A 13,270-nucleotide genomic window follows, 5' to 3' on the forward strand; every position below is an offset into this window, starting at 1 on the left:
ATGGGATTAGCTGATTTATTAGCTCAAAATATGGGCTCAAGTCTAGAAGGCAATGAATTTGATACAAAAAAAGATGACAAAAAGAAAAAGTCTAAACATTCTGAAATAATTCCTAAAAATCAACACCAATTAGTTTTCACTTTTGAAAAAAGAAGGGGTAAACCAGTAACGTTAGTTGGAAGATTTTACCTTGAAGAAAAAGATAAAAAAGAGGTTTTAAAACTTCTAAAGAAAAAGCTTGCTTGTGGTGGAAGTATAAAAGAAGAGTGGATAGAGCTACAAGGCGATGTAAAGCAGAAGGTAAAACTAACTTTAGAAAAAGAGGGTTGGAAGTTTAAAAAGTAAAGGTATATTATGCAGAATATATATTATGAAGTAGGTTCCTTAGATAAAAAGTGTTATGAAAATTTTGCTTTAACAGAAGATATTTTGATGGAGCATGCAGCTTCTTCAATGGCTAATTTTATTGAAAATAAGTTTGAAGAAAAAGCTTCTGTTTTGATTGTCTGTGGACCTGGAAACAATGGAGCAGATGGAATAGCTCTTGCAAGACTGCTTCATAAAAAATATGACATAAAACTTTACCTGCCTTTTGGTGCAAAATCTTCTATGGCAAAACTTCAAGAAAAAAGAGCAAAACTTTTAGCTGTGCCTTTTATAGATACAATAGTAGAAAGTGATATTATTGTTGACTGCTTATTTGGAAGTGGACTAAATAAAGACTTAGATGAGACTTCTTTATCTATCATTAACTCTTTAAATAAACAAGATGCCTACAAACTTAGCTGTGATATTCCTAGTGGTATAAATACAAAAGGGCAAATAAATCAAGAGGCTTTTTATGCTGATACTACTATTACAATGGGTGCTTTAAAAGTAGCTCTTTTTAGTGATGAAGCAAAAGACTATGTTGGTAAAATTAAAGTAGCCAACCTTGGTGTTCAAAGAGATATTTATGAAGAAGATACAAATATCTATCTTTTAGATAAAGAAGATATGAAGCTTCCTTTTAGAAATAAAAAGAACGCCCACAAAGGTTCATATGGACACTTAAATGTAATTGCTGGTTGTAAAATGGGAGCAGGCGTAATTGCTGCAAAAGCTGCTTTTGGTTTTGGAGCAGGGCTTGTAAGTGTAGTAAGTCATGAAGATATAGATTTACCTTATCATATTATGCATACTCATTTTATAAGTGATAATTGTACTGCAATAGCTATTGGAATGGGGCTAGGAAAATATGAGATTAATGAGGTTGAGAAAATATTAGCAAAGGATATTCCTACAATAATAGATGCTGATTTATTCTATGAAGAGATTATTTTAGACAAACTTCAAAAAGATGTTGTATTAACTCCTCACCCAAAAGAGTTTTGTGCTTTATTAAACTTGTGTAAGATAGCTCATATAAAAGTAGATGAGTTACAAAAAAATAGATTTGAGTATGTAACTAAGTTCTGCACTAAATATCCTAATGTAACACTTCTTTTAAAAGGTGCAAATACTCTTATAGGAAAAGATAAAAATATCTATATAAATAGTTTTGGAAGTGCCGTACTTAGTAAAGGTGGTAGTGGAGATGTTTTAAGTGGTCTTATAGCTTCTTTATTAGCTCAAGGCTATGATTCATTAGATGCAAGTATAACTGCAAGTTTAGCCCATGCATTAGCTGCACAGAACTATAAAAAGAATAACTACTCACTTATTCCAGCAGATTTAGTAGAAGAGGTAAAAAAATTATGAAATTATTGTTAGTACAAACTACTTGTGCATCAAAGGATGAAGCTAAAAAAATAGCAAAAGTTCTTATAGAAAAAAAGCTAGCAGCTTGTATTCAAATGAGTAAAATAGAATCTTATTATATGTGGAAAAATGAGTTTTGTGATGACGAAGAGATACTATTAAGTATCAAAACTAAAAAAGAAAACTTCAAAAAAATCAAAAGCAAAATTAAAGAATTACATAGCTATGATGTGCCCGAAATTATAGGCTTAGATATTAGTGACGTAAGTAAAGAATATAAAAAGTTTATAGAAAAAAATTGTTAAAACTTATGGAGGAAAAAACAGAAATGAATGACCAGATTTTAAAAATTGGTGATTATGAATTTAATAGTAGATTAATTGTTGGTTCTGGAAAATATAAAGATTTTCAAACAACTAAAGATGCAACGTTAGCAAGTGGAAGTGAACTTATTACTGTTGCTATTAGAAGAGTAAATATTACAAACCCAAATGAAGAGAATTTATTAGACTATTTTAAAGATACAAATGTAAAGCTTCTTCCTAATTCTGCTGGTTGTTTTACAGCTGAAGAAGCAATTACTACTTTTAGACTTATGAGAGAAGCAACAGGTATTGATATTATTAAGTTAGAAGTTATTGGTGATGCACAAAAAACTTTATACCCAGATGTAATTGATACAATCAAAGCTTGTGAGGTTCTTAAAAAAGATGGTTTCACAGTTATGGCATATACAAGTGATGATCCAATTGTTGCAAAAAGATTAGAAAATGCAGGTGCAGATGCAATTATGCCACTAGCAGCTCCAATTGGTTCTGGTCTTGGAATTCAAAACCCATATAATATTGCATTTATTAGAGATGCAGTTAAAGTTCCTGTTTTAGTTGATGCAGGATTAGGTTGTGCAAGTGATGCTTCATATGCAATGGAATTAGGTGCAGATGGTATTTTAGCTAATACAGCAATTGCTCAAGCACAAGATCCAATGAAAATGGCAGAAGCATTTAAATATGCAACAATTGCAGGAAGAATGTCATATAAAGCAGGAAGAATCCCTAAAAAACCTTACGCAACGGCTTCTTCACCAGTGGATGGATTAATTCAATTTTAGTCGTTTTTGAAGAAATTTTGAAATTTTTTGAAATTTCTTCAAAATACTCTTGACAAACTAAAAAAAATATATTATAATTCCGTCCACTTTTTGAAAGAATAAGTGTTTATTCGGGGCGTAGCGCAGTCTGGTTAGCGCACCTGGTTTGGGACCAGGGGGCCGGAGGTTCGAATCCTCTCGCCCCGACCATTTATGAGTGGTAGGTATAGCTCAGTTGGTTAGAGCATCTGGTTGTGGTTCAGAGGGTCGTGGGTTCGAATCCCATTACTTACCCCATTTTATCATTCTTTCAGGATGATTTTTATATAATTTTTTTGATGCGTCTGTAGCTCAGCTGGATAGAGCAATGCCCTTCTAAGGCATCGGTCACACGTTCGAATCGTGTCAGGCGTACCACTTTTAAATAAGATTAAAGTTGTTTGCAACTTGATCTTTTTTTTTGTCTATATGCGGATGTGGTGAAATTGGTAGACACGCCAGACTTAGGATCTGGTGCCTCACGGTGTGGAGGTTCGAGTCCTCTCATCCGCACCACCTTACTAAAATGAAATCAATAACTTTAAGTTCTAAATCTACTTATTTTATTTTTCTTTACTATTAACATTATGTTAAATTGCCGCGGAATAGAGCAGTCCGGTAGCTCGTCGGGCTCATAACCCGAAGGTCGTTGGTTCAAATCCAGCTTCCGCAACCAAATTATTACTATCAAAAGAGTTTTAATCCACACAGTAAATTGTTTTTTTAGATGAAAGGAACAATAAAATGTCAATAACAGAAATAAATTTAATTAAGAAAATAGAAGTATTTTTTAGATTAGTTCAAAAAAATGAGAATATTTTAGATGCACTTAGTAAATCAGGAATCGTAATTCCTAATAGACTACTTACTTTATTTGTAAAATAGTGAAGGAAGAAGATATAAAAAGAGAAAAACTCTTTTTATATTTATTCGTTAATAGTTACTCTACACCCTACATTTGAAATAGTTTCAATCAAATCATAATGGAGTTTCGATCTAAGTCTATAAATAAGAGTTCTTAATGTACTATTTGAGATAGTATGGTTATGCCAAATCTTATACTCTAAATCTTCAAAGGTAACAATAGCACCATTTGCTCTAATTAGTATTCTAAGTAGTTGTCTCTCTTTTAGACCAAGTTTAATAAACATATCTTTATAGTATAACTTATCATTTACTTTATCAAAATAGTAATCAAATCCAAGTCTCATAAGACTCTTATCAATTGTGGGAACAACTTCATTTTTACTTTTATAGATACCTAAAAGAATATTTGATTTTAACTCTTCTCTTTTAAAGGGTTTTATTAAGTAAGTTACGGGATTTGTTTCTATTGCTCTATTTAATGTTTTTTCATCAGAATATGCAGTTGTATAGATAATTGGAATATTGTTGTTCTTTTGTATCTGTATAGCTACATCAATACCATCTTTATCATCTCTTAAATCAATATCCATCAAAATAATATCTGGTTTAGTTCTTTTTACACTCTCAAGTGCACTATCATATCCTGTTGCCATATCTGTCACTATAAAATCAAGCTTTTCTAGAACTTTTTTGATTTCAAGTGCAACAATCGTTTCATCTTCTACTATTAATACTTTATTCATCATCTCATTTTCTAAAAATTATTTTTTTATACAGAAGTATATCATTTTTTCGTCACACCTTTGTCACACTTACTGTTTTAAGAAGACTTTTTTAAAAAATCTTGATGCTAAACTAGGATTATAAGAAATTATTAAAAAAGGTATATCAACATTTCCATAAGCATCTAACTCTTTTTCTACTTTTACTCCACCAAGCTTTTCAAATAGTTTCAGGTGGTCTGCTCTTATTCCTGAAAGTGCTAGGTCAATGTTATTATTCATAAAGATATTGTAAATACCGCACATTAGATATTTAAACTCTTGATTAAGACCTTTATTCCGAGTTTTAACAATGTTTCTTGAAATCTCACCTATTAGATTAAACTCTTCTCTTTGTTTAGTAAAAGAGCATTTTTCTTCAGAGGGTAAACCTTTTTTTGAATCAAATATAAGTCTAATAGTTCCAGATATTTCATTATTATTTTTACAATAAATCACCGCTGAATTCTTATCAAAAGTATCAAAATTTAATCCATCAATTTCATCAGGGCACTCCTTTTGATATGATATTTCATGGTAAACACTACTCCTTAATTTAAAAACTTCAATAAGCTCTTCCGCACTAATGGCTAAGTTTGTATTTGAATATTTATTATCCCAATTTAGACTTCTATTAAAACTAATTGTTTCTTCTATAGTCTCTTCTAGGAAAACTCTTTTTTTAAATACTTCAAGGGCATACCTTTGTTCTTCATTGAACTTTTCAGGTAAGTAGTCTAGTTGGCTGTTAATATTGTGAGTTACAAACTCTTGTAGAAAGTTAATAGATATATTTTTGTTTAAGTGACTCATGTGTTTGTCCTTTTTTAGACAAACTTTACATAAGCCCTGTCACAGTTTATGTCACAGGATTGTAAGAATTATTAAGTAAGAGTGGTGATTTTGCATCCAAGTGAGGGGATTGTTTCTATAAGTTTATATTCAAGCTTAGTTCTAAGCCTATAAATTAATGTTCTTAATGCTCCTTTTGAAACGGGATAATCAGGCCACAGTAAATATTCTAAACTATTAAATGAAACAATACTTCCTTTAGCTTCTACTAAAATACTTAAAAGAGCTCTTTCTTTTATACTTAGTTTTATTCTAAGATTCTCATAGAATAGTGTTTCATCTTTAATGTTATAATAATAGTTTAGTCCTAGATGAATAAAGTCTTTATTTTTAAATAGTTCATAAGAGCTATTTATTTTGTGTAATGCTAAATAGATTGTAGTTTTTAACTCTTCTCTTTTAAAAGGTTTTAGCAAATATGCAATTGGGTTTGTTTTTACTGCTTTTTTTATTGTTTCTTCATCGGAGTAAGCAGTTATATAAACAATAGGGATGTTCTTGATTTTTTGAATATCTATGGCAGCATCTATTCCACTTTTACTATTTTTTAGGTTTATATCCATCAAAATTATGGAAGGGTCTTTCTCTTTTACAAATTTTAGTGCTTCATCATAGTTTGTTGCACAAGCTACAACATAATAACCTAGGTTTTCAAGACTTTTTTTTATATCTAAAGCAACAATTGCCTCATCTTCTACAATTAGAAACTTTTCATTTGTCATCATCTTGCCAGATAATTTTTGTCTCTACTCCTTTCGTTGATTTAATCTCTATCTCACCTTTAAGCTGATTTCTTGCAAGTGTATCTACAAGGGTTAAGCCTAGAGAATCAGTTTGTTTATTCTCTTTAAATCCAATTCCATTATCTTTTACAAGGAAAGTGATTTCATTGTGCTGTTTAAAAAGTTTTATTTCAATTGTTCCAATAAAATCTGGGAAAGCATATTTAAATGAGTTTGTAAGAAGTTCATTTAAAATAAGTCCACAATAAACAGCTTGTTCCATTTTTATATTTGCTCTTACATCTAAATCAATATCAACATCTTTATGATAACTATCAACAACCTCTTCAATAAGAGCTTCAAAATATTCATAAGTATTTACATGGGAAATATTATCTTGTTTATAAAGTAACTCATGAAGATGACTCATTGCATTAATTCTATTTTGAATAGTAACTAAGATATCTTGTAGTTTTTCATTGTGTATTTCATCTGCTTGAAGTCTTATTAGAGATACAATAGTTTGCATATTGTTTTTTACTCTATGATTTAGTTCTTTTAATAAAAGCTCTTTTTCAATAAGTGTATCTTTTAAGTCTTTTGTTCTTAATGATACTTCTTTACTTAATCTTTCAGTCTCATTTTGTTGATGAACAATCAATCTTTTATTTGCTTCATCTTTGTCTTTTTGTAGACTTGTTATTCTATTTGCAAGGGCAATCGAAAAAATAGTTGCTTCAGATACAAAAGAAGCTTCTACAATATAAGGAAAGTAATCATATACGTTAAATATTCCTGCACTTGATAGGAACATTGTAAGTCCAGATATTAAAAATACAAACCATCCAAAAAGTATAAAGTAGGCTTGTTTATTTCTTTTTATTGTTGCATATAGAGTTAATCCCATTAGATAAATTAATAAAAGCATTGTAAGTGTATTTCTATGTTTATCATAATCATCTGTTAATAAGAAGAAAACAATAGAAATAGGAATTAGGATTAAATAGAAGTTTAAAAAAGCATTGTTTTTAGGATACTGCTTTGTATTTAAAAACTCTTTTGTAAATAAAGCAAGGGCAACAATAGGAATAGCAACAATTACTGGTGCATACTTTAATATTTCTTCTATCCAGCCATCAGGAAGCATATATATTGTTGCAAAACCAACATATAAAAGGTGATGAACTATAATCCCAATAATATAGACTACATAATATAAGTAACTTATATCCTTTGTAAAAAAGAAGATAAATAGATTATAAATTCCCAAAATAAACATTGCACCAAAGAATAGGGCTAATATCATTTGATGTTTTAACTCTTTTTCAAAGAAAGTAAAGTTTTCCCAAAGTTTGAGTTTTATAATCATAGTTGTAATATCTGAACTTGCTTTTATATAAATAGTTTTTTCACTATTTGGTTTAATTAATATTGGAAAAGCTGAGTTAACTGTCTTTATGTCATTTTGTCTAAAATATAAGCCTTTTAAGGCCTTAATATTACTATCTAAATCATAAAATGTAATATGACTAGTCAAAGCATTGTCATACTCTAAAACTCTTTTAATCTCTTTATTTGTAGTGTTTTTTAGTTTAAATCGTATCCAAATATTAAAGTTAGGTGCATAACCATAAGAGAGTCTACTTTCACTATTTTTTTGAAATAAATCATCATTTTCTTTTATATCATGTATGCTTAGTTCTTTTGTATAGTCTATGTGAATATCTGAATATTTTAATATATCTAGCTCTTTTATATCTTCATAAACTAAAACAGGTTTGGCATAAAGAGTAGTAAATAATAAAAAGATAGAAATAATAATTTTATTGAGCATAAAAAGTCCTAATTGTAATTGCTAAATTATACACAAGATAAATTATTTACATATAAAATATGTCTTTTTTGTTATTATTTAGAAAAAGAGAAACATAGCTAGTTATATTATATTAATTTAAGGTTTTTTTGTTAGAATTTCAATCCTAAAAGTTATTTTGAACTTTTAATTTGGGGTATCGCCAAGCGGTAAGGCACTGGTTTTTGGTACCAGCATTCGTAGGTTCGAATCCTGCTACCCCAGCCACTTTTTCAATATTGGTTAGCCGCGGAATAGAGCAGTCCGGTAGCTCGTCGGGCTCATAACCCGAAGGTCGTTGGTTCAAATCCAGCTTCCGCAACCAATCTTAACTTCTATTATTTTTCTTGTTTAAAAATATTACAATTCAACTAATTTAAATTTTAAAAGCACAATTATTTATATAAGTAGTATAATAATATATCTTTACAAAAAGGGTTTATTATGAAAAGTCTTATCTCAAAAAAGTTAGCAAGCTTGTCTTTATGTGCCTTTTTATTCACTGGTTGTGCTTTACAAAATAGTAATCAGCAAACACCTGATAATAATACTGGCTTATCTAAAACACAAACCGGTGCCTTAATTGGAGGTTTACTTGGTGCAGTTGTTGGTGCTAGTACTAAAGGTGACAATAAAGCAAAACGTGCAGTAATTGGTGGTGCTATTGGTGCAGCTGTTGGTGGTGGAATTGGCTATAGTATGGAGCAACAAGCAAAAGATATTGCCCAAGAGCTTGATACTGATGTAAATAATAATCCTAATGCAGTTGTAAACCCAGATAATGATTTAATTGTTTCAAATACTCAAAGGTATGTAAAAATCATGCTAAGGGATGAGATGGTTTTTAAAACTAACTCTTCTGTTCCTACTCAATCGGCTGCTTTAAAAATTGGTAAAATTAGCAAGGTTTTAAGAAACTATCCAAATACTGTAGTTCAAGTTTTAGGTTTTACTGACAGTAGAGGTACTTATGAGTTTAATCAAAAACTATCAGAACAAAGAGCATCAAATGTAGGTAATACTTTACTTAATACAGGTATTTCTAATAAGATATTTTCAAGGGGTTGTTCTTTTAATAAACCTTTAGTTCCAAATAATAGTGATGCTAATATGTCTCTAAATAGAAGAGTTGAAGTGTATTTATATCCAAGTCAAGAATCGATAATTGATGGATGTAGTAGTTATTAAATAAGAGGTTATAAAGCCTCTTATTTCTCTTTTTTTATCTCTGAAGCAGTTTTGATAATATCAACACCATATTTTTCCCTCAAAGCTTGTATTTCATTTCCTAGTTTTTTCTTTTTTAAATCATTCTCATATTCAAAGATATTATAAGTATATTCATTTGGTTTTGAAAAGTTATATACTGTTATATTTAATTGAACAATTCCGTGGGAAGGGTGATTATCAATTTCTAAAAATAGCTCTTTTATTCTTGCCTTGAAACTTTCTTCGTTAAAGATTCTATTTACATTTACAAAGTTTTTTGATTTTATTTTTGATTCATATCTTATTTGTAAAGCATAAGATAGTGGGTTTTTATCTGCTTTTTTAACGATAAAAGATAAATATCTACTAAGTATAATTACTCTTCTAATTAACTCTTCCCTATCATAAATAGGATCAAAACTTCTTCCTATTCCTATAGATTTTTTATCTCTTTGAAGATTTAATTTATTATCTTCAATTCCACAAACTCTATTATATAGCTCAATTCCTGGTTTCTTCCATGAGTAAAACAGGTCTTTTTTACCCTCTATATCTCCTAGGGTTTTTATTCCATAACCTTTTAGTCTTTCTTGGTATTTTTTGCCAATACCTGGAAACTCTTCTATTGGAATATCTTTTGTGAAGTTTCTTATATGCTCTTTTCTAACAAATTTAATTCCATTTGGTTTAGCATGTTCAGTAATTAGTTTTGAAAGGTATTTAGAAGGTGCAATCCCAATTGATATTGGTAAGTCAAGTTCTTTTTTTATCTTTTGTTTTAATTTAAAGGCAAACTCTTCTACATCTTCATCTTTTATATAACCACTTAAATCTCCAAAGAATTCATCAATAGAAAACTGCTCAACTAAGGGAATTTCTTTTTTTAAAAGCTCACATAATTTTTTTGATAAGTCGTGATATAAAGGATAGTTTGGGGGAATCATTTTTAGATTTGGACAAAGTTTTAGAGCTTCATTTACACTCATTGCAGTTTTCACTCCAAAGGCTCTTGCCTCATATGAAGCAGTAGTTACAATTCCTCTTATTCTTCCATTTTCATCTACAAAATACTCTTTAAAACTTTTCTCACCTTCATTTGTAAGAATAGTACTAACAAAAGCTCCTCCATTTTCACTGACTTTTCTTAGTTCTTTTTGACTTGAGAAAATATTAAGATTACTTCTTCCTCCTACAGCAGCAGGAATGTTTTCTAAGGTTTTATCAACAGTTCTATGGGCGGATACAAAAAAGCAGTCTAGGTCTAGGTGTAAAAACATAAAACTATTATAGCAAATAATATTTCAATTTGCAATAAAATTTCATATAGTAATATTTGAGATTAAATCAATATCTTCATCAACAATAATTATTACATCAATGCAATAAGCTACATCAAGTTTTTTTGTTTGTAAATAGTAATCAATACTTCTTTTTAATTTGGATATTTTGGAAGGAGTTATATTATTTATAGCAGATTCATAATCAACAGAGGATTTTACTTCTACAAAGTGATAGGTATCATTTTTCTTTGAAATGATATCTATCTCACCAAGCTTTTTAGCATAAAAGTTTTGTTCAACTATCTCAAAGCCATAGGATTTTAAATAGTCACATGCTTTTTGTTCGGCTGCTTGGCCTTTCTCTTTTGTAGACATGATTTTTTAAATCAACCGCCACCAACAAACTGTAAAAGTTCAAGTTTGTCATTCTCTTTTACAGTATAAGAATTCCATTCATCTTTTTTTACAATTTCCATATTTACAGCAGCTGCCATTACTTTTTCTTCAATTCTTAATTCATCAATAATTGCTTGTAATGTAGAGTTATCTGGGAAGTTTTTATTTTCTCCATTAACAATAAGCTCCATTTAGATTCCTTTGTTTTTAGTGATTTTAACACAAGTTTCTTTTATACTTATCAAATATAAAAGAAACTTTTTATTTTAAGATGGGAATGAAAACTTAGAAAGTTTCCCATTCGTCATCATTACTTTTTTCTGCTTGAATAACTCTAGTTTGTACAGGCTCTTTCTTCTCTACTTTTTTAGGTGCTACTTTTTGTGTTGAGTAGTTTACTTCTGTAGTATGAGAATGACTTGTTGTTTTAACGCTTGTTTTATTTAAAAACTCAGACTTATTTGCTTCATTAACAATGTTCATTGCCATTTGTGATGTTTGGTTTGCAATATCACTTGTATTATTAGCTACGTTAGCATTTTCTTGAGTTGCTTTATCTAGTTGTGCAACTGCATCATTAATCTGTGCAATACCAGTTGTTTGTTCTTTAGAAGCAGTTGTAATGTCATTGATTAGGCTTTCTGTTTCTTGAACTTTTGCATAAATTCCATCATAACCTTCAATCATTTTTTGAGAAATAGCTTTACCATTATTTGCTTTTTCTGTAGCATTTTCAACAATAGTTTTAATCTCTTTTGCTGCTTCAGCTGACCTCGAAGCTAAGTTTCTAACTTCTGCTGCAACAACTGCAAAACCTTTTCCTGCTTCACCAGCAGTAGCTGCTTCAACGGCTGCATTAAGAGATAGAATATTTGTTTGGAAGGCAATTTGGTCAATTACTGTAATTGCATCTGCAATAAGCTCTGTTTGTTCATTAATCTCTTCCATAGATGAAGTTGTTTCACTAGCAAGGTTTTGACCTGTTTTAACAGAACCTGTTAATTCTTGAGTATAAGTTGCCATTTGAGCAATATTTCCAGAAGTATTTGTAATAGTTCCAGTAATCTCTTCTAAAGCAGCAGCAGTCTCTTCTAATGAAGCAGCTTGTTGATTTGAACTTACACTTAATTTCTCAACATTAGAACGTAGCATCTCTGCATTTTCATTCATAGTAGAGCCATTTGTTAAGTTATCAAGTAACATTTTATTGATTATCTCTGATAATTCATTAAGTGTTTTTGCAACTTCACCTTTAGGATTTTGGATATTTGTTCTAAAGTCTCTGTTTTTGAAGCTACTTAATACTTTGTTAACTTCATTGATATCATTGTGAACATTACTTTCCATAATTTCTAGCATTTCATTAAAGATAATTTGTAACTCTTTAAGTGCTTCATTTTGAGTTGTTTTACTAATCTTTTTATCAAGATGACCAGCTTTTACTTCTTCAACTACTCTTTTTACATCTTCAATTAAAGCAGCATCTTGCTCAATTAAAGATTGAGTTTTTTGAATATTTTGATTTACTTCTTTAGACATAGTACCAATTTCATCTTTACTACTATCATCAAGCATATCAACATTTGATTGCTCTTTATTTAGGTATTTAAAGAAGTTTAATAGACCGTTTTGGAAGTTTTCAAGTGGGTCGAAAATACTTTTCTTTGCAATTAAAAGCATAATAAAGGCTAAGATAATCATAATTATAAAGATAATTACAATATTAGTAATCATAGTACTAAAAATCTCTTCTTCTGTGGCATTTTTCATTTTATTAATTGAAGTACTAATATTATCTACATATGCACCAGTTCCAATAACCCAATCCCATGGTTCAAACTTCATTACATAAGAGAACTTTGGTTGTGGTTTTTCAAAACCAGGTTTTGGCCAAACATACTCTACAAGACCACCTTTTGGATTTCCTTGAGTGATTTTTGCCATCTCAACAAATAGATATACTCCATTTGGGTCTTTTACTTTTGATAAGTCTTTTCCATTTAGAGCTGGTTTAATAGCATGCATTACCATATTTGGATGTGAATCATTAATCCAGTAGTAACCATCTTTACCATATCTAATACTTTCAATAGCATCTAAGGCAGCTTTTTTATAGCTTTCTGTATTTTCAGGGTCATTTTGTGCTCTTTTATAAAAAGCTTCTACAGTTTTAATAGCTATCTCAACATAACTTTTTAGTTCAGCTTCTTTTGAATGATATGCATCTTTTTCAAATTTGTCAGTAACATCTCCAGAAGTATTGTATAGTGCAATATTTGATTGAACTAAAATAATCATAGAAACTATAACAATAGAACTAATTACGATTGCTAATAGCTTGGCTTTTATTGATAGACTCTTCATTCTCTATTCCTTCTTAACATAGTATAACTATGATATTGTACTTAAACTAAGGTATAAAGAATATTTTTCAAAGTTACAAAAATATTATTTATAATAGT

Annotated in this window: 14 protein-coding genes and 7 tRNA genes; 13 read left to right on the forward strand and 8 right to left on the reverse strand. The window is 29.6% G+C overall.

The genetic code is table 11. The features are described from left to right. From CRV03_RS07795 to CRV03_RS14105, 10 genes are all read left to right on the forward strand, one after another. Complete coding sequence (locus CRV03_RS07795) at window positions 1–345, forward strand: translation initiation factor SUI1 (protein ID WP_129084586.1); 345 nt, start codon at window positions 1–3, stop codon at window positions 343–345. A gap of 9 nt (window positions 346–354) precedes the next feature. After that, window positions 355–1,740: an NAD(P)H-hydrate dehydratase gene (locus tag CRV03_RS07800; RefSeq protein WP_129084587.1), complete on the forward strand. Its 1,386-nt coding sequence runs from the start codon at window positions 355–357 to the stop codon at window positions 1,738–1,740. Beyond that, the gene (cutA, locus tag CRV03_RS07805; protein WP_129084588.1) at window positions 1,737–2,045 is read left to right on the forward strand and encodes a divalent-cation tolerance protein CutA; all 309 of its coding nucleotides are present in this window, start codon (window positions 1,737–1,739) and stop codon (window positions 2,043–2,045) included. Before CRV03_RS07800 ends, cutA begins: the two co-directional genes overlap by 4 nt. Before the next feature lie 23 nt (window positions 2,046–2,068). Then, window positions 2,069–2,851 (forward strand): thiazole synthase, encoded by a 783-nt coding sequence (locus CRV03_RS07810; RefSeq protein ID WP_129084690.1) that lies wholly within the window; start codon window positions 2,069–2,071, stop codon window positions 2,849–2,851. Window positions 2,852–2,962: 111 nt separating this feature from the next. Beyond that, window positions 2,963–3,040, forward strand: a tRNA-Pro gene (locus CRV03_RS07815). A gap of 10 nt (window positions 3,041–3,050) precedes the next feature. Beyond that, window positions 3,051–3,127: transfer RNA gene (locus CRV03_RS07820), tRNA-His, on the forward strand. Between the two features lie 43 nt (window positions 3,128–3,170). Next, window positions 3,171–3,247, forward strand: a tRNA-Arg gene (locus CRV03_RS07825). Window positions 3,248–3,300: 53 nt separating this feature from the next. Continuing rightward, window positions 3,301–3,385: transfer RNA gene (locus CRV03_RS07830), tRNA-Leu, on the forward strand. An 83-nt stretch (window positions 3,386–3,468) separates the two neighbouring features. Continuing rightward, window positions 3,469–3,545: transfer RNA gene (locus CRV03_RS07835), tRNA-Met, on the forward strand. A gap of 68 nt (window positions 3,546–3,613) precedes the next feature. Continuing rightward, window positions 3,614–3,754, forward strand: a complete 141-nt coding sequence (locus CRV03_RS14105; protein ID WP_164968638.1) for a hypothetical protein — start codon at window positions 3,614–3,616, stop codon at window positions 3,752–3,754. A gap of 41 nt (window positions 3,755–3,795) precedes the next feature. Here CRV03_RS14105 and CRV03_RS07840 read toward each other — a convergent pair whose 3' ends face one another. The 4 genes from CRV03_RS07840 to CRV03_RS07855 all read right to left on the reverse strand — a co-directional run bounded on the left by CRV03_RS07840 (window position 3,796) and on the right by CRV03_RS07855 (window position 7,905). Then, entirely contained in the window at window positions 3,796–4,482 is a 687-nt protein-coding gene (locus CRV03_RS07840; RefSeq protein WP_258239041.1) for a response regulator, read from the reverse strand. A gap of 66 nt (window positions 4,483–4,548) precedes the next feature. Then, window positions 4,549–5,310 (reverse strand): hypothetical protein, encoded by a 762-nt coding sequence (locus tag CRV03_RS07845; RefSeq protein WP_129084590.1) that lies wholly within the window; start codon window positions 5,308–5,310, stop codon window positions 4,549–4,551. Between the two features lie 71 nt (window positions 5,311–5,381). After that, window positions 5,382–6,071, reverse strand: a complete 690-nt coding sequence (locus CRV03_RS07850; protein ID WP_129084691.1) for a response regulator — start codon at window positions 6,069–6,071, stop codon at window positions 5,382–5,384. Continuing rightward, window positions 6,061–7,905, reverse strand: a complete 1,845-nt coding sequence (locus tag CRV03_RS07855) for a 7TM diverse intracellular signaling domain-containing protein (protein ID WP_129084591.1) — start codon at window positions 7,903–7,905, stop codon at window positions 6,061–6,063. Before CRV03_RS07855 ends, CRV03_RS07850 begins: the two co-directional genes overlap by 11 nt. Window positions 7,906–8,076: 171 nt before the next feature. On the opposite strand from CRV03_RS07855, the gene CRV03_RS07860 reads away from it, so the two are divergent. From CRV03_RS07860 to CRV03_RS07870, 3 genes are all read left to right on the forward strand, one after another. Further along, window positions 8,077–8,151 (forward strand) — tRNA-Gln (locus tag CRV03_RS07860). 20 nt (window positions 8,152–8,171) lie between these two features. Continuing rightward, a tRNA-Met gene (locus CRV03_RS07865) sits at window positions 8,172–8,248 on the forward strand. A gap of 119 nt (window positions 8,249–8,367) precedes the next feature. Next, window positions 8,368–9,111, forward strand: a complete 744-nt coding sequence (locus CRV03_RS07870; protein ID WP_129084592.1) for an OmpA family protein — start codon at window positions 8,368–8,370, stop codon at window positions 9,109–9,111. A 20-nt stretch (window positions 9,112–9,131) separates the two neighbouring features. On the opposite strand, the gene CRV03_RS07875 is transcribed toward CRV03_RS07870, so the two are convergent. The 4 genes from CRV03_RS07875 to CRV03_RS07890 all read right to left on the reverse strand — a co-directional run bounded on the left by CRV03_RS07875 (window position 9,132) and on the right by CRV03_RS07890 (window position 13,172). Beyond that, window positions 9,132–10,409, reverse strand: a complete 1,278-nt coding sequence (locus tag CRV03_RS07875) for a DNA polymerase IV (protein ID WP_129084593.1) — start codon at window positions 10,407–10,409, stop codon at window positions 9,132–9,134. Window positions 10,410–10,451: 42 nt separating this feature from the next. Next, window positions 10,452–10,787 (reverse strand): YraN family protein, encoded by a 336-nt coding sequence (locus CRV03_RS07880; RefSeq protein WP_129084594.1) that lies wholly within the window; start codon window positions 10,785–10,787, stop codon window positions 10,452–10,454. Window positions 10,788–10,798: 11 nt separating this feature from the next. Further along, window positions 10,799–10,999 (reverse strand): sulfur carrier protein ThiS, encoded by a 201-nt coding sequence (gene thiS / locus CRV03_RS07885; protein WP_129006494.1) that lies wholly within the window; start codon window positions 10,997–10,999, stop codon window positions 10,799–10,801. Between the two features lie 94 nt (window positions 11,000–11,093). Then, window positions 11,094–13,172, reverse strand: a complete 2,079-nt coding sequence (locus tag CRV03_RS07890) for a methyl-accepting chemotaxis protein (RefSeq protein ID WP_129084595.1) — start codon at window positions 13,170–13,172, stop codon at window positions 11,094–11,096. Window positions 13,173–13,270 lie beyond the last annotated feature (98 nt).

Origin of the sequence: Arcobacter sp. F155 (assembly GCF_004116455.1) — a bacterium.
In the GTDB taxonomy this organism is placed as follows: domain Bacteria; phylum Campylobacterota; class Campylobacteria; order Campylobacterales; family Arcobacteraceae; genus Halarcobacter.